Genomic DNA, 17,230 nt, shown 5'->3' with positions numbered 1-17,230 from the left:
TAAATAAAATAAAGAATCGTTTGGCGCAGGTACGAACAAAACAGTTATAACTATCTAGTAATGATTACGATTCTAAGTCAATAAAAGTGCAACTGCACATTGTAAAAGAAATAAAGCCAATATAATATTTATTACTCGAAAATGTTTGAAATAGGTCTTATGGAATAAGCCTCCAAAAAATATCCAAGTAAGCGTAGCAAGCGTACCTATTGTAGCGATTATCATTTCAAAAAATAAAAACATGCTTAGCGATGAGTAATAAGGCATGATATATCCTGTTAAAGAGGTAATCCCAAGTAAAAATATCTTTACATTAACAATTTGTAAAACAAAACCAGTCCAAAAAGAGGGTTGTTTCTCTGATGTTTGTTTGTCGGGCTTACTTATGACAATCTGATAGGCAAGCCATAATATATAAATAGCTCCTGCATATGTAAGGGCAATTATTATTGGATTTATTACGTGTTCGAATCCAAAAATAAAAAAGGCACATAATGTTTGTACAAAAAAATAACCGGTAAAAATTCCGAGGTATAATGGTTTTCCCTTTTTCCACCCAAAATTCGTCATTGTATTGAATGCTAGAATATTACCTGGACCTGGTGTAAAGGCACTTATTAGTATGTATGTAACAAATGAAAATAATATTTGAGCGCCCATATCAAAATTCACTCCACTTTCATATCAAATGATTCTTATTATTTGTAAGTATAGTGAGTTTTTTCGATATAGTATAATACTAAAATAACATTACCTGTTATAGCCAGCGACTATGGCAACCCCATTATTTAGACCATTTTCAATTATAATTTTGTGCAAATCTTTTTAATGCACTCAAATATATTTCACCAAGTCTCGTTAATGTAACGTCGCTATGCTTAATTGTTCCAACACGGATGACTTCATCTACATTAAGAGGAACGGCAATAATTTCATCTCCATGGAGGTATTTAGGAAAGACTCCCGAAGAAATGGTATAACCATTTAGGCCAATCATGAAATTAACGATAGCGGCTCTGTCGCTTACTTTGATACTTTTCTTTACACTTCTTGTGCTTAGAATCTCTTCCGAAAAGTAAAAAGAATTGTATTCTCCTTGCTCGAAAGAAAGACATGGATAATCATCTAATTCATCCAAATTAATAGATTCTTTGTTAGACAATGGATGTCTTTTATTTATAAATACATGCGGTCTTGTAGTGAACAGTTCTGAAAACGTAATATTTCTTTCTCTTAATAACTTTAATAATATGGATTCATTATAGTTACTTAAATAGATAATCCCTAACTCACTTCGTAAATTTTTAACATCTTCAATGATTTCATACGTTTTCGTTTCACGTAGTGTAAACTCATATTCTGACGTTCCAAATTCTTTTACAAGTTCAACAAAGGCATTGGCTGCAAAAGTATAGTGCTGCGTTGAAATAGAAAAATGTTGCTTGGCTGTATTTTCACTTATGTATTTTTCTTCAAGCATGTTATACTGCTGCAATACCTGTCTGGCATAACCTAGAAACTCAGCTCCCTCATTCGTAACAGTAACTCCTCTGTTAGTTCGGATGAATAAAGTGACTTTTATTTTCTTTTCTAATTCTTTTATCGCATTTGATAAACTCGGCTGTGAGATGAATAAACCTTTTGCCGCTTCATTCATAGATCCCTTACTTGCTACTTCTATTGCATACTTCAATTGTTGTAAATTCAAACGGAACACCGCCTTTCCCCCGTCTCCTATTTTACAAGGAAAAACATATTTAATTAAAGAATTTGCTGCTAATTATGGAAGGGAATTATAATCGGAAGTAGATATGTAACCCACTAATCTTTTATCCGTAACCAACAACTTCATATCGATCCAACGATAGCTTATCTACTATTTAATATTAATGAAGGTGGCTGTCCAGAAAGTCAGCTTTTCCTAACTTTCTAGACAGCCCCGTAAAGCTTAATGTTTTTTTACAATCATTGTACTTTCTTTCAATTGCGAAAACCCTTTGCTTTGCCATAATCATTCTGCAAAAAGTTAACCGTTCGTGTACGGGCAGTAAGAAAGACAATGAATTTTTTTATTGCTTTTGCTGTGCATGATCGAGCTTTACGATTGATGTTCGTCAGTTAAGACAGTCTTAGCGATTTTTTGATCGAGTTTTTCATAGTCATAATAGGAAATCGTCTCATACAATTCACTTCTCGTCTGCATATCTTTAATTCCTTCCCTCTGTGTGCCCTCGCTTTTTATAAGCTGGAACATTCGTTCATATGCTTTTGCCGCAGCTCGCAATGACGTGACAGGATAAATGACCATCTGAAACCCCATCTTTTGAAATTCATCGGCGGAATAATAAGGGGTCTTTCCAAACTCGGTCATGTTCGCAAGAAGGGGAGCCTGTATACCATTTCGAAATAAGCGAAACTCTTCTTCGGATTCTAAAGCTTCCGGAAAGATTGCGTCTGCCCCAGCATCTACATAGGCAGCTGCCCTTTCGATTGCATTTTCTAAACCTTCGCTGTTTCTAGCATCGGTACGGGCAACGACCATTAATGAAGGAGCAACCTCTTTTATTACTTTGATCTTTTGAACCATCTCTTCCGGTGATACGAGTTGTTTTCCATTTAGATGACCACATTTTTTAGGCAATTGTTGATCCTCTAATTGAACGGCAGCCACATGAGCTTCCACCATTTCGCTAGCCGCTCTGGCTACATTAAGATAACCTCCGAATCCTGTATCGATATCGACTAAAATCGGCAAGTTAGTCGCACGCACAATGTCTCTAGCTCGTTCAGCCACCTCAGTTGACGTAATGATTCCTAGATCGGGAAGTCCCCTGCTTGCTGTATAAGCCGCTCCCGATAAATAAAGGGCTGAAAACCCAGCTTGTTTGGCAACAAGAGCAGCCATTGCGTCATGCGCGCCTGGTATTTGCAAGATGGATTCAGCAGATATCAATTGCTGAAATTGATCAGCAAGCTCTTTTTGTGTTAACAGTTGATTTACAATCCATGCCATCGGGATCTTCCTCCTTCCTAGATGAATAAGTCGACAAATTCATTTACATTCATACTCTCTAATTTTTCTTGATCGTCACACGCTTCTTCAATCAATCGAAGTTGCTTGCTTGTATAAAGAGTCTTAAGATTGTTTATGAATTTTTCCTTAATCTTTGGAATGGCTTCGTTTCTGCGAAAACGATGTCCTAATGGATACTCTCGTTCTACGTTTTCGGTAACAGATCCATCTATGAAACGAATTTGTACACTATTGGCGATTGAGCGCTTAGTCGGATTAAGGTAATCTTCACTGTACTGTTTGTTTTCCACTACTATCATTTTTTCACGCAAGGCATCAATTCTTTGATCCTGTGCAGCATCATTTTCGTAATCTTCTGCTTCAATGTCCCCTTTTAACAATGCAATTGCTGTAATGTACTGCAAACAATGATCACGATCCGCCGGATTATGCAGCGGCCCTTTTTTATCAATAATCCGTATAGCTGATTCATGGGTCGTAATCTTAATTTCCGCGATTTGATCAAGTCGATTAACAACGAATGGATGAAGTTGCACTGCACATTCTGCTGCTGTCTGAGCATGAAATTCTGCGGGATAAGATACTTTGAACAAGACGTTCTCCATTACGTACGATTCAAGCGTACGACCTAGCACCAATTCTTTTTTATTAAAAAGGACATCTTGGAAACCCCATCCGGGCGCTGATAACGCAGTTGGATAGCCCATCTCTCCTTTTACCGCCATCATCGCCAAGTGAACGCCTCTGCTTGTCGCGTCACCTGCCGCCCAAGATTTGCGGGAGCCTGTATTCGGAGCGTGTCTGTACGTTCGCAAGCTGGAATTGTCGATCCAAGCATTCGATAACGCATTGATGATTTCTTGGCGTGACCCACCGAGTAGCTTTGTTACGACAGCTGCCGTCGCAATTTTCACAAAAAGAACATGGTCAAGCCCCACACGGTTCAAACTATTTTCCAATGCTAAAACACCTTGAATCTCGTGTGCTTTAATCATCATTTCGAGTACAGCTTTCAATTGTAATGGTTTTCTTCCTTTTGCAATTTGTACACGGCTTAAATAATCGGCTACAGCAAGAATGCCTCCCAGATTATCAGATGGATGGCCCCATTCAGCAGCAAGCCAAGTATCGTTATAATCAAGCCAACGAATCATACACCCGATATTAAAAGCTCCATTTATAGGATCAAGAACATACGATGTACCGGGTACACGCGTCCCATTTGGTACGATTGTTCCTGGCACAATCGGTCCTAGCAGTTTCGCACATTCAGGGTATTTCAAAGCTAGAATCCCGCACCCAAGTGTATCCAGCAATACATAACGTGCTGTTTGATAAGCTTCGGCGCTCGTAATGTCTTTATTCAAAACGTAATCTGCGATATCTTCCAACAACACGTCTGTTTTTGTATGCTCGTTTGTTTGTAACATGCGATCCCTTCCTTTCTGATAGAAGTAAATATCAAAAAATATCGGTCACAACCCTTCTATTTTTTAACCCAATATCCGCCGCTCACCAGTGTAATGTACACGTGGACGAAAAAGTCGATTATTTGCATGCTGCTCAATCACATGTGTACATAGTCCGACGGTTCGTGCACTAAAAAAGATTGGGGTATAAAGCGGGATCGGAATTCCGAGCATCCAATAGACAGGAGCGGCATAATAATCCAAATTCGGATAAATCCCTTTCTCCCTTTCCATCAATTTCTCACCTGCCTCACACATTTCATATAAAAGATGGTCGCCTTTTATGTCACATAGTTCTTTTAATGCCATCTTCATCAATTCGGCTCTAGGATCCATCTTCTTCATATATACGCGATGACCAAAGCCCATAATCTTTTCTTTTTTAAACAGTTTTGTTTCTAATATCTCTTCGAACTTTACTACGCTATCCGCTTCATTGAGCATATACATGACTGCTTCATTCGCTCCTCCATGCAGGTTGCCTTTTAAAGAAGCGACCGCACCTGTTAATGCTCCGTATAAATCAGATTGGGTAGAGGCGATGACTCTTGCTGTGAAGGTAGAGTTCGGCATCTCATGCTCACTATAAAGCACTAATGAGCGATCAAATATTTTTTCTTCTAAAGGAGAAGGGATTCGGCCGGTAATCATATAAAAGAAATTTGCACTATAAGAAAGACTTTTGTTTGGTTGAATTGGCTCCATTTTATGAATCACTCGAAAGCTATTTACAACGATGTTTGGCACCTTTCCTAGTAATTGATAAGCGCGATTTTTATTTACTGGCAGTGAGCGATCATCAAGGTTGTTGTCATAGCCTGCAAGTACTGAGATTCCTGTTCTGAGTCCATCCATCGGATGTGTATTTTCGGGAAGGTGCTTGAATATTTCTAGAAGCTCAGCAGGTATTTCATATTCATTCTTTAAAATCGTTTCTAACTCTGTTTTTTCTGTGGAATCTGGTAACCTTTCTTCAAGTAATAGATGTACGATATCCAAGTATTCTTTAGATTGAGATAGCTTAATAAGGTCATAGCCCTGGATGACAATTTCACTTTGGATCGTATCTAAAAACGAGATCTTCGTTTCCGTCGCAATCACACCATCAAGTCCAGGATAATATTTTTCCATTTCCACTTATCTCTTCCCCCAATCTCCAAATAGCTCTTCATTAATATTATTGTATGCCTTTTCGAGATTGCTCAAATACACTTCTTTTTCTTCGCTTAATCCTGACTGCAACATGATTTTTTTCATTAACATCTGACGATAATCAAATAGCGAATGTGGCTGATTCCCAATAAGGTTATGCATAATGCACATTTTGAAATAATCGATAAAATACTCAACAGTTCCAAACAAATAAATCCTCCTCAAAACACCTCTTGCTTTATAAGGCAAATAAAAAACAACTTCCAAAAAGAAGTTGTTAAGATCGAACAGATACTCAAATAAACATGTCTTTTCCCACAAAAAATAAAAACATGCTAATTAATCGCTCGCACTTAACACCCCCTATCCTCGTAGGTATTGATGTGTGCTGAAACAGGCAGGTCTCCTGGCTTATGATCATCACTATCCGAACCTTCCCATTTTCATGTTTCTGAAAACAGTGGCATTTTCGAATCGTTCCCAAATACAGTTGCGGGACAGCGTCGGACTCTAACCGACTTCCCTATTAAGTAGATGAAAGAAATTTCAATCTACACCTGCTTCTACACGTATTCAGTTTTCTAGTCAAACATATCAAATCTTCGGAAAGTTTGCAATTGTCTTTTGAACTAGTTTTATTTAATTAACTTACTTTTCTCGCTTCTGATACAAAATCAACGAAGAAAGAAATGAGTTGCCCCTTTATATTTGAAATTCAAAGCTGGTTGTTTGATTGAATGGCATTTTATACTCTTTAAAATTTAATTTATATGTAGAAAGATCGTCAGATAAAGCAGGTGAGACAACGAAAGAATAAGATTCATGCCCTCCAGATCCACTTCCCCCCGCGTTCCGACAATCATACTCCATTCCTTCTCTTTCAATTGAGAGTTCAAAATAGCGATGTTCCTGTGGAGGCCAATTAATCATCTCATCATGAGTATTTCTGTCTATATTCAAATGAACAACACTTGCGTTTTCAAACTGACGGACGAAAGTCACCGAAAAAAATGTATCTTCCTTTTCAAAAGAACGTAATATAGGTACATTTTTAAGAAATCCTTTCGGCTCTACCATCGGTTTATATAGTTCTTCGTTTAAAAAATCTGCAAATATACTGTTTAGAAACTCTTCATAAAAACCATATTTTTTAGCCCATTTTTTAATCAGTTGTTTCGACGGAAAACCAGGATTATCATTTGAAAGCTCTTTTCGTTGTTTGATTAAATGACATATTTGTTCATCAATTGCAGTAATTCGTTCATCATAGTGAGTTGTTGGTGGTTCAAACGGCATTCGCATCATATTCTCCGCCTCCTAGGTAAAAAAATCAGTTGTTTTAATATAAATTTCTATTATGGAATTGCGCATATCATACCATAAAAGAACGAAGTTAGTAGAACTCCGTCAGTAGTGATTACATTCTTGTACGAATTCTATCGTTTTAGCTATTCTTTCGGAAGCAGGTTTACCCATGATTTGTTCAACGAGATAAAGTGCCATATTAATCCCAGAAGAAACTCCGCCAGAAGATATGAGATTGCCATCGTGTACAACTTTACTGTCTGATATAACCCGGATATCAGGATATTTTCCTTGCAGCAGCTTTAATGCTAAATGATGGGTTGTTGCCTTCTTTCCATCTAACAACCCTGTTTCTCCTAAAATATATGCTCCGGTACAGACTGAACATATATATTCAATACTTTTATGTTTAATTATCCAATTTTTTATCTTTTGGTTTTTAACGATGGATTGTACTGCTCTTAAAGGCCCGCCTGGAATGATTAGAATATCTAATTCAGGGCTGGTATCAATGCTGAAATCAGGTACAACTTTAATACCGGAATGCGTTTTTATTTCCTTTCCAGCTTCTGTAATCGTAAACACTTTAAAAGGTCTTGCTGGCAATAGTTGTTTTTTGTAAAGTGTAACTGCTTGTTCAGCTTCATTATTCGTAGTTAACGCCAATACTTCAGCGGGACCAGCAAAATCTAAAATATCCACATAGTCAAACAGCAAAATTCCTACATTTTTCCTTCTCATTTAATTATTCCCCTTCTCGTAAACCATTAAAATAGCACTTACTCTAATAGAAATAATTAGATAATATTTCCTTATATATCACATTGTTCTAACATTCTCTCACTCTATACTATACCGTATCAGGGTATATGTAAATCGAAAGTATTCTGTAATAAAGCTTTAATCCTTCTATCTATCCATTGTCAAAAATTTTGTGTGATGTTCATTTTGATTAATAGGAACTAACGTTCTATAATGGGTGTAAGGAGGTATTGCTAGTGAGGCCTAATCTGACAAAAGATATTAGCATTCAATGTTTTCAAGAATTTTATTGGCTAAAAGAAGAATTACAAACATTTTGCAAGGAAAATGGAATAAGTGCATCTGGTTCAAAAGTAGAAATTTCCGAGAGGATCGAAACATTTCTACGGACGGGAGAGATTAAAAATCCGATTAGAAAATCAAAAATATATAAAAAGCTGGAAACTCAATCCGGATTAAGCCTTGATACAGTCATCACGAGAAACCATCGTTGTAGTCAAGATGTAAGAGCATTTTTTAAGTCAGTCATCCCGAAATTTCATTTTTCTACTTATATACAAAACTATTTTAAGGACAATATTGGAAAAACATATCGTGATGTTGTAGAAGCTTGGTATGAGGAAGAAACTCGAAAAAAAGATCCCACATATAAAAAAGTCATTGCTCCTCAATTTGAATACAATCAATTCATACGTGACTTTTTCGCCGACCCGAAAAATCATGGTGAAAGTCGAATAGCAGCGATTGAAGCATGGAATAAAATCAAGCGACTTCCTGGAAGTAACAAATACATACCTAAATGAGAGCCTTTAAAGGATTGTTAACAATTTTACTGTAATTTGATTTTCGCAAGGCAAAAATCCCCGAAATGAAGTTTCTTAAACATGGATTAATTATAGTGAAAAAATTTATATAAATATGGAATGATCACCAATAGGACAAGCAAGAAAACAGAGATGATTTTCATGAAATCACTCCTTAAGGTTAGTGTATCACAATCCATATACTTTTTAAGACAATTTCTACCAAGTATGTTTCCTTTACGTTGTAACTCACTGGAGAGAAATTGGGGAATGATGACACAAAAAGACTGAACCCATACATATGGGGTCCAGTTTGGATGATGATTAGAAAAACTTCCGAGTACATATAGCTTCTTTTTTTTAGCCTAGCTCCTATGGATACCAATTGTTCAAAAACCGATCGCTAGTTCCTTCATATTTCAATTCGTTTAATAATTTTTGCCGGATTACCGCCAACTACAACGTTATCAGGTACATCTTTCGTAACGACTGAGCCTGATGCAACTACTACATTATCGCCTACTGTTACACCTGGATTTATGATCGCACTACCTCCAATCCACACATTATTGCCGAACGTAATCGGTTTTCCGTATTCTATTCCAGAATTCCGTTCAACTGGATTTAGGGGATGTGTCGCTGTATAGATTTGTACGCCAGGAGCAAGCAAACAATTATCGCCAAAACGCACTTCACAAACATCTAAAATCGTACAGTCAAAATTCGCAAAAAAGTTATCTCCTACGTGCGTATTATAGCCATAATCAAATCTGATATTTGGCTCCATCGATACGTTTTCTCCAGTTGATCCGAGCAATTCCTTTAATAATTTTGTCCGCTTATCTCCTTCCGTTTCTAACGTTTGGTTATAGATCCTAACTTTACGTCTTGCTTCCATCCGTTCTTTTGATAATACAGGGTCTGCTGGATCATACATTTCTCCAGCTACCATTTTTTCTTTTTCTGATTTCATTTTAATGCCTGCTTTCTTGTAACGATAATATTTGAATCATTGTTTTCATCACACCATCTTCTTCATTTGAACGGGTAATGAAATGGGCAGCATCTTTTACTTCTTGAACTGCATTTCGAACAGCGAAGCTATATACGCTGCGAGTCATAAGCTCTAAATCATTGTAACCATCTCCGAATGCCATTGTTTCTTCCGGAGTAACATTCAATAAACGCTGCAAATGTTCAACCGTCGTCCCCTTATGAACATTTGCATTTGCTATATCGATCCATGCGTCTTCAGAAGCAATAATATAAGCTGACTCAAAAAAACGAGCAAGCTGTTTCTTTGTCTCCATGCATCTTAATAGTGGATCATGAATCGTGATTTTAACAAAATCATCTGTTATATAGTTAAAATGAGAGACCTGTTTTACTTGAGCATATGACCTTCTTACAATAGCTGCCTCTTCCTTTGATATGTTATCTTTAATGACCGCACCGTTTCTAGTACAGGCAATAATCGTATGTTCTTGGCTTATTTCCTCTAGTAATTGGATGATTTCAAGCCCTAATTTATTACTTAACAAAGATTCATACACAAAGTTCCCATTATGCTTGATTCTAGTCGCACTATCACCTAAAATCCACAAATCTTCTGAATCATCGCCAAATAGCTCTTCAACACGTTCACACTGCTTCCCGGTTACAGGAGCGAAAACAACTCCTTTTTCTTTTATTATTTTTTTGACATCCTTATATAATTCCCGGTTAAAATCACCACTATTATTTAAAAATGTTCCATCCATATCCGTTAACACTAATTTAATCATATGATTTTCCCCTACAATTCTAAATTATAAATGCTTCTATATATGTTGAAATAAATAACATACATAAAATGTGGGAAGCAAACACCGTTGATTTCCGTTCCAGGCGGACGCTTTCCTGGGGCAGCACGTGAGCCTCCTCGTCGCCGCACTCCTGTGGGGTCTCACGTTTGCTGCTAATCCCCAGGAGTCGCCGCCTTTCATTCCAATCAACTAGGTATACTTCTGTTAAAACCATTTAAATGAACATTTTAACTTCAACTCATATAGTAATCTTATATTGCTTTCGAATTGCTCTTTAATAATAGCTTCTTCTTCAGTAAAGTATTTAATGTTTCTGAACTTAGAAGCATGGCTGCAACAAAAATAACAATACAAATTGGAAAGATTCCAATCGTTGAATGAGATGCGATAAATCCAAGGAGAGGCGGCATAAATGTAGTGCCAGTGTAAGCAACTGCCATTTGATAACCCATGATTGTCTGAGAATGTTTTTTTCCAAAGCGTGTTGGCGTTTCATGCAACATACATGGAAAGATCGGTGCTAACCCTAGTCCAACGATAATAAAACCTATAAGTGAAAAAATGGACGGAAAAGGTAAAATTAAAATAATAGCACCCGTTGCTGCGATCAGTTGTCCCGCTCGAATAAGCGTATGATTCGTCATTTTAAACGTAATAAATCCGGTGATAAACCGACCAATTGTTATTCCAGCGAAATAAAAGGAAACCCATTGGGCGGCAGTAGCTGCATTTAATCCTTTCATATTCACCAAAAAACTGCTTCCCCAAAGACCCATTGTCGCCTCAACTGCACAATAAAATAAAAAGGATACGAGCGCTAGTTTCACTCCTTTGATTTGCAAAGGTTTTGCATCTCCAACATCATCTTGAGCATGATTGCTATCTTTTACATCCTCTACCTCTTCGTGTGATGGAATATTGCTACTCTTGTTCACTTTTTTCCATAAAGGCAAAGTGAAAAGAAGGATGATCACTAATGCAAACTGAATACCAGAAATAATAAAATATCCATTTCTCCAAGAATTTTCTCCCAAAATAACCTGAGCCATAATAATTGGTCCAAGAGTCGCTCCTACGCCCCAAAAACAATGTAACCAACTCATATGATGTGCCTTATAATTCGTCGCCACATAATCATTTAAGCCTGCATCAACAGCCCCTGCCCCTAATCCAAGTGGGATCGCACAAACAATTAGCCAAACAACAGATGGGGCAAAATGAAATCCTAACAATGCGAGCGCAGTCATGAGGACACTGACAAACGTGACGTTGCCAGTTCCGAACCGTTTAAGCACTTTTCCGCTAACTAAACTGGAGATAATCGTCCCACCTGCAATCGTCATGAAAAGAAAGCCCGCCGTTTCAAGTGGAGCCCCCAAATCTAATTGCATCACAGGCCATGCTGAACCCAACAATGAATCAGGTAAACCTAAGCTAATAAAAGCTAAATAAATAATGACTAAAAGGAATGTTGTCATATTTGCCCTCGCCCTATAAATTTTATTCACAGAACATTCTACATAGAAAATATTTTTGACCGTTTTACTCCACGCTTATTAAAGTTCTTTAATAAGTGTGGAAATCAAACGATCTTCAGCTGTTTGCCAATTTTATCATTCAGTCAACTCGATCAGGTTTCCTTCAGGATCTTCTATCACACTTTCATAATATCCGTCTCCAGTCACACGTGGACCATTAATAACAGGATAGCCATCATTTTTTAATCTGGCCGTCAATTGATTAACAGACTCTCTGCTCCCCAATGAGATCGCAATATGAGCCCACCCTAATTGAACACCCGGATTTTGCTGATTTATCCCCTCTTTACGCATAATCTCCAATCTTGCACCAGAATCAAAAGTTAGAAAATAAGATTCAAACTTATTTTTGCGATTGTGGTATTTCATGTTTGACTTACAATTAAAGTACGTTTCATAAAATTCCCTCACGCCTTCCAAATCATTGACCCAGATTGCTACATGTTCAATTTTCATCCCATTCACTCCTTTAAATGATCGACAATCACTTTTACATTTCTTTGATCATGAGATCAAGGCATAGTCTTTGTAATCCGTATAAATAGTCTTGCATCCAATCACTTACCGTAAGTTCTGGAAGATGTTCTGATGGAATATATTTTGAACTGCCGATTGCAACTTTCGTTAATCCCTCTTTTTCGATTTCATCGTTACAAAAAATAATCGTATGTGGATTAATGATCGATATAAAAGAGGCTACTAATCTACTGATTGCGTCAATTTGTTGTTCCCCGCTTATCATTAGCTTTTGAGAGCCACTTTCGTTTTCTAGCGCCTGTCCAAAGTTTCGTTCATTATACTGAGGAACGAAAGAAACCTCGCCAGCGAAAAAAGTACTTCCTCGCACGACATCTCCATTGATCATAAAACCTGCGCCAGGGCCATTTTGACCAGAATACAAATAAATAAGGGATTGATGACTCTTTATCTTATGGTGATGGTAATAACCAAGAATCGCCGCATTCATGTCGTTCTCTACAACAATAGGGATAGAAAAACGTTCCTCACAGTATCCTTTTAAATCAAAGTTTTGAAACTGCTCGTATCCAGGTATATAAAAAATTCGTCCACGATCAACGGAACCAGGAACACCAATAGCTATCGAACTTATTTTATGGTATTTAGTCATCATGTTATCAATGTACTCCATTAATACATGTAATCCATCATTTTTTAATACACTCGGAGCTTTTCCTTGTTCCTTTATGTCTCCTACACAATTAAAAATTGTATAATGGGTTTCTGCTTTCTCTAAGAAAATGGCTATGCCAAGCATATGCTCTGGATTATATGTATATCTTTTTGCTCTTCTCCCACCGCTCGATTCATCTAAACCAACGGAATGAACTTCTCCATCTTTCTCCATTTGAGCAAGGAACTTACTTATTGTTGGAAAACTAATCACTAATTTTTCACTGAGCTCAACTTTTGTTGCACTTCCAAGCTCTAACAATGACTTGCGAATATCTGAAAGAATGACTTTTCCCATCGATTTTGGAGTAGTATTCATCAACGTCACCACCTTATGAAATAGACTTATTAAACCTCTTTAATATGTATCGAATAAAAAACTTACTAAACATCTTTAATAAGTGATGCTGATACTATAACATATAAAAAAAATGAAAACAATGGAGGTTATAAAGTATAAGCGAACAAGTGGTAGAAAAAGAGCTGAACCGCAATCGAGTGGATTCAGCCCGAATAATGTTTGAACGCTTTTTAAATCGTCTCTTGACTCTGCCCCTCTGGTTTTTGACCAACAAATTGGATTACATGTGATCGTCCGTTATGGAGTTCGCCTTCGTGACGGGTCACCTCACCCATGAAAAAATGAACAATCCTCCATTCGGAAAAGTTACTTAAAAACTCTTCTGGTTTGTACAAAAAATCAAGATCTCGCGGTCCGCCACTTTTATAAGGTAGCTGGTAATGTGAATACACCTCCGTCAGAAAATAACCACCCGGCTTTACGGCTTCCTTTATACCCTGGAGTGTTTTCTGTCGCAGTTCTGGCGGGAAATGGCCAAATATACATACAATTTCATCCCATTTAGCTTTATTCCAGTTTGCTTCGTTTAAATCGATAAGCTCAGTTGAGACAATAACACCTCGTTCTTTTGCAAGCTTATTTGTTTTCTCAAGTCCTGACTCCGCATAATCCCATGCTGTAACATTCATTCCCTGTTCTGCTAAATAAACCGCATTACGTCCTTCTCCTTCAGCTACGGCCAAAACATCACCAGAGATTATTATTTTCTTTTGAAATTCTTTCAAAAAAACATTCGGTTCCCTGCCATAAACATAATTCTCCTTTTGAAAGCGAGTATGCCAGTGGTTCATCTTTTCATCATCCTTTCTATTATTAATTGTCTATCTATCTAATTCTATTACGGTGAATTAACCGAAATCAATCAAAGGGACGTTGAACAGATTCAAGATGAAACTATGGATTAAAGCGGCTGGTAAAAGGAGAATAATACTTACGATCATCTTGATCTCATATAATAGATTAGTTTTGTCAATCTTCTTACCTTTGATACGGCTTCTAAATGCACTTAACGCAATCCCGTATATGTTCCCAATCATAATCATTCGAATCGCACCTAAGATCCCCAAGGCTTTTTCCATTTCATATGCTTCAACGATGCGCTCCCATGCTTCCCTCGATGGATTTCCTCTCGTATCCGCATAATGCTGCGCAAAAACAATAGCCATCACTTCATAATTAGAAATCCCTTCCGTGTTTCCGGATAATAGCATTGCTATTTCCTCTTCACTCATTCCTTGCTCTAAAGCAATCTTTGTATGAGCATATGAACAAACCTCACAGCCATTCACTTCCGTTACAGCGAGCATAATTCTTTCAATCAAATGTGATGACATCTTATTTGTTTTTTTGTTTCTTGTCATATATTTGAATGTTCTTAAACCTTTATACAGAGCAATATAAAACTCCTTAACGTTATAAACTTTTTTATATAATTCCTGTCCCACCGGTATACTTCCTTCTCCATTTATAGTTTATTTTCATCTGATTTCACAGCAACCATATTATAAATTTTACTTATCCTATCTTGCAAAGATTGCATATGAACAAAGTGAGCTTCCCTGATCATCTCTTTACCATCTACAAATAAAAGCAGTGCCGGCACGGTGAAAATTGAAAAACGTCCTGCTATTTCTTCGATATCATCCGCATTTATATGCCCTAACTCTATGCGTGGAAATTCTTTCAGCATATCCTTCACCTGGGGAAGTAACGCATGACAAACTCCGCAATTCGGTCTCGATACATATAAAAAACTAAACTGATGTTCCTCGATAAATCTTTCTACTGAGGTGAGCGATGTTAAATTAATCATACATACTTTCTCCTTTCATTTAACTATATCTATCCATATCTTCCCTGCGGTAGCAACTATTAATATAGCTAAAATCTCTTGTAACACTTTTGTATTAACCCTTTTCCCCGCCAGAGCCCCGAGCGGTGATGCAATTAAACTAGCGACTACCATGATAAGTGATGGAAAGATTTCAACTTGTCCAGTTGTCATTTTTCCAGCTACGGCGCCTATGGATGAGATAAGTGTTATTGCTAAAGAAGAAGCGATTGTCATTCTTGTAGGAATTTTTAATACGGTAAGCATGATAGGCACTAATAAAAATGCTCCTCCCGCCCCAACAATCCCGGCGCCTATCCCAACGATTAATGCTAGCGATGCGGCAAACCATTTGTTAAATTTTACTTGCTCAAAGGATAGGTCATCAAGTCCTTTTTTAGGTACAAACATCATGACAGCTGCAATGAACGCTAAAATTCCATATACTACATTAATTCCGCCTTCAGACATACGTGTAGAGCCTAATCCTCCGATAAAACTTCCAATTAAAATACTAACACCCATATACCCAATTAACTTTTTATTTAAAAATCCGCCTTTACGATAGGCAATAACACCGCCAATCGTCGCAAAAAATACTTGGATGGCAGTAATTCCTGACACTTCGTGGGAAGTAAAATGGGCAACACCAAGTGAAGCAGGGATATATAATAGCAGTGGAAAATTAATAATGGCCCCACCTATTCCTAACATCCCTGAAATAAAGGAGCCTATCAACCCAATTAAGAAGAGCGTTGCAATGAAGCTAATATTCATCTTTTCCTCCTTCTAAAAAGGGAACCAATAATGGCTCCCTTTTATTAATTTAATCTTTTTGAAAAAGCTTCATTGCCGAACCGCGCAACGATTTGGTCCAATTTCCATTTCTCGCTGCAATTCTTCATCAGGGGTCATTTTCCCCATATTCGTTTCACGAATCTGTTGATATGCATTTGGCTGAGGAGGTAAGTTTTCAGTAACAAGCTTTCTAAAATCATTTTCGTCTTCAATGTTTAGTCCGTGATTTGTTTCGTAAAGTGTACTTAATTTTGCAGCTACACTACCATCCGCATTTAATTCATCGATAATCATGAAGTGTGCTGGTAAAACGATGAGTTTCCCAGATAATTCTCTGTATCTTCTATATAGACTTTCCCTTAAATCCCCAACCCAGTCCTCTGCCAATCCCGCAAGATCTGGTCTTCCAATGGAATCAATAAATAAAATATCTCCTGATAGTAAATACTTTTCGTCCACAACAAAGGATGTGGACCCGATTGTGTGACCTGGAGAATATAATGCATGAATATTTATAGCAGTACTACCAATTGTCACTACATTTCCATCTTTCAATGGTTGGTAATCAAACGTTACTTCAGTAGCATCTTTTGGTGGAAGCCAGTATGTTGCGTTTGTTTCTTCAGAGAGTTTTCTTCCGCCGGAAATATGATCGGCATGTAAGTGTGTATCAAATACATGGGTAATTTTTGCTCCAATATGATTGGCAAATTCAAGATAGATATTTGTCATTCTTGCTGAATCAATAATGGCTGCCTCACCGTTTGAGACGACCATGTAAGACAAGCATCCCTTACCAATTCGTATAAACTGATAAATTTCTCCGCCATCTTTTAGTTCCCCAACTTTAACAGGTTCCAAATGTTCGCTCCATACTGTCATTCCGCCTTCTAAGGAAAAAACGGAAAGTCCTTTTTCTGAAAGCATCTCAGCAATCACAATAGATGAACGCCCTTTGGCACAAACAACAAGCACATCTTTATTAGAAGGAATCTTATCCAAAATTCCTTCCACACCATCAAGTAAATCAAAGTAAGGAACATTTAAATAATCAAAGTTTTTTCCTTCAATTTTCCAATCTGCAAAATTACTTTCATTCCGAACATCTAAAATAAATAGTTCTTCATTATTAAATACTTTTTTCGTTACTTCCTTTGAAGTCATTGTGTTTACACCCATAC

The 17,230-nt window shown here is 37.2% G+C and carries 19 protein-coding genes and 1 riboswitch; of the genes, 1 reads left to right on the top strand and 18 read right to left on the bottom strand.

Going from position 1 to position 17,230, the window contains the following annotated elements; translation table 11 throughout:
* Positions 1 to 72: 72 nt before the first annotated feature.
* The 8 genes from KHA95_RS04355 to KHA95_RS04320 all read right to left on the bottom strand — a co-directional run bounded on the left by KHA95_RS04355 (position 73) and on the right by KHA95_RS04320 (position 7,701).
* Entirely contained in the window at positions 73 to 672 is a 600-nt protein-coding gene (locus KHA95_RS04355; protein WP_213136271.1) for a LysE family transporter, read from the bottom strand.
* 127 nt (positions 673 to 799) lie between these two features.
* Positions 800 to 1,708, bottom strand: a complete 909-nt coding sequence (locus tag KHA95_RS04350; RefSeq protein ID WP_213136270.1) for a LysR family transcriptional regulator — start codon at positions 1,706 to 1,708, stop codon at positions 800 to 802.
* 390 nt (positions 1,709 to 2,098) lie between these two features.
* Positions 2,099 to 3,013: a methylisocitrate lyase gene (prpB, locus tag KHA95_RS04345; protein WP_213136269.1), complete on the bottom strand. Its 915-nt coding sequence runs from the start codon at positions 3,011 to 3,013 to the stop codon at positions 2,099 to 2,101.
* A 17-nt stretch (positions 3,014 to 3,030) separates the two neighbouring features.
* Positions 3,031 to 4,464, bottom strand: coding sequence for a bifunctional 2-methylcitrate dehydratase/aconitate hydratase (locus KHA95_RS04340; protein WP_213136268.1), 1,434 nt, complete (start codon positions 4,462 to 4,464; stop codon positions 3,031 to 3,033).
* A 63-nt stretch (positions 4,465 to 4,527) separates the two neighbouring features.
* Positions 4,528 to 5,634 carry a citrate synthase gene (gene mmgD, locus KHA95_RS04335; protein WP_213136907.1) on the bottom strand — a complete coding sequence of 369 codons (1,107 nt, stop codon included), beginning with the start codon at positions 5,632 to 5,634 and terminating at the stop codon, positions 4,528 to 4,530.
* Positions 5,635 to 5,640: 6 nt separating this feature from the next.
* Complete coding sequence (locus KHA95_RS04330) at positions 5,641 to 5,865, bottom strand: hypothetical protein (RefSeq protein ID WP_213136267.1); 225 nt, start codon at positions 5,863 to 5,865, stop codon at positions 5,641 to 5,643.
* 169 nt (positions 5,866 to 6,034) lie between these two features.
* Positions 6,035 to 6,231, bottom strand: a riboswitch (cobalamin riboswitch).
* A gap of 126 nt (positions 6,232 to 6,357) precedes the next feature.
* Entirely contained in the window at positions 6,358 to 6,960 is a 603-nt protein-coding gene (locus KHA95_RS04325; RefSeq protein ID WP_213136266.1) for a chorismate mutase, read from the bottom strand.
* Between the two features lie 102 nt (positions 6,961 to 7,062).
* Positions 7,063 to 7,701, bottom strand: coding sequence for a DJ-1/PfpI family protein (locus tag KHA95_RS04320; protein ID WP_213136265.1), 639 nt, complete (start codon positions 7,699 to 7,701; stop codon positions 7,063 to 7,065).
* A gap of 257 nt (positions 7,702 to 7,958) precedes the next feature.
* Here KHA95_RS04320 and KHA95_RS04315 point away from each other — a divergent pair, with 257 nt between their 5' ends.
* Positions 7,959 to 8,525 (top strand): DUF6434 domain-containing protein, encoded by a 567-nt coding sequence (locus KHA95_RS04315; protein WP_213136264.1) that lies wholly within the window; start codon positions 7,959 to 7,961, stop codon positions 8,523 to 8,525.
* Between the two features lie 412 nt (positions 8,526 to 8,937).
* Here the strand turns inward: KHA95_RS04315 and KHA95_RS04310 are convergent, their stop codons facing one another.
* The 10 genes from KHA95_RS04310 to KHA95_RS04265 form a co-directional block, all read right to left on the bottom strand.
* A complete protein-coding gene (locus KHA95_RS04310) occupies positions 8,938 to 9,498 on the bottom strand; it encodes a sugar O-acetyltransferase (RefSeq protein ID WP_213136263.1) in 561 nt (186 codons plus the stop codon).
* Between the two features lies 1 nt (position 9,499).
* On the bottom strand, positions 9,500 to 10,309 hold the full coding sequence (locus tag KHA95_RS04305; protein WP_213136262.1) for an HAD family hydrolase: 810 nt from the start codon (positions 10,307 to 10,309) through the stop codon (positions 9,500 to 9,502).
* A 272-nt stretch (positions 10,310 to 10,581) separates the two neighbouring features.
* Positions 10,582 to 11,808, bottom strand: a complete 1,227-nt coding sequence (locus tag KHA95_RS04300) for an MFS transporter (protein ID WP_213136261.1) — start codon at positions 11,806 to 11,808, stop codon at positions 10,582 to 10,584.
* A gap of 135 nt (positions 11,809 to 11,943) precedes the next feature.
* Positions 11,944 to 12,324, bottom strand: a complete 381-nt coding sequence (locus KHA95_RS04295) for a VOC family protein (protein WP_213136260.1) — start codon at positions 12,322 to 12,324, stop codon at positions 11,944 to 11,946.
* 34 nt (positions 12,325 to 12,358) lie between these two features.
* On the bottom strand, positions 12,359 to 13,378 hold the full coding sequence (locus KHA95_RS04290; RefSeq protein WP_213136259.1) for an ROK family transcriptional regulator: 1,020 nt from the start codon (positions 13,376 to 13,378) through the stop codon (positions 12,359 to 12,361).
* A 212-nt stretch (positions 13,379 to 13,590) separates the two neighbouring features.
* Positions 13,591 to 14,211 (bottom strand): SAM-dependent methyltransferase, encoded by a 621-nt coding sequence (locus KHA95_RS04285; RefSeq protein ID WP_213136258.1) that lies wholly within the window; start codon positions 14,209 to 14,211, stop codon positions 13,591 to 13,593.
* A 57-nt stretch (positions 14,212 to 14,268) separates the two neighbouring features.
* Complete coding sequence (locus KHA95_RS04280) at positions 14,269 to 14,865, bottom strand: carboxymuconolactone decarboxylase family protein (protein ID WP_213136257.1); 597 nt, start codon at positions 14,863 to 14,865, stop codon at positions 14,269 to 14,271.
* Positions 14,866 to 14,885: 20 nt separating this feature from the next.
* Positions 14,886 to 15,233, bottom strand: a complete 348-nt coding sequence (locus KHA95_RS04275) for a thioredoxin family protein (RefSeq protein ID WP_213136256.1) — start codon at positions 15,231 to 15,233, stop codon at positions 14,886 to 14,888.
* Between the two features lie 15 nt (positions 15,234 to 15,248).
* The gene (locus KHA95_RS04270) at positions 15,249 to 16,028 is read right to left on the bottom strand and encodes a sulfite exporter TauE/SafE family protein (protein ID WP_213136255.1); all 780 of its coding nucleotides are present in this window, start codon (positions 16,026 to 16,028) and stop codon (positions 15,249 to 15,251) included.
* Between the two features lie 69 nt (positions 16,029 to 16,097).
* Positions 16,098 to 17,228, bottom strand: a complete 1,131-nt coding sequence (locus KHA95_RS04265; protein ID WP_213136254.1) for an MBL fold metallo-hydrolase — start codon at positions 17,226 to 17,228, stop codon at positions 16,098 to 16,100.
* Positions 17,229 to 17,230 lie beyond the last annotated feature (2 nt).

Source organism: Bacillus sp. FJAT-50079, assembly GCF_018343515.1.
Classification (GTDB): domain Bacteria; phylum Bacillota; class Bacilli; order Bacillales; family Bacillaceae_C; genus Lederbergia.
The sequence above is the reverse complement of the archived record's forward strand: the minus strand, read 5'-3'. Positions and strand labels throughout refer to the sequence as shown.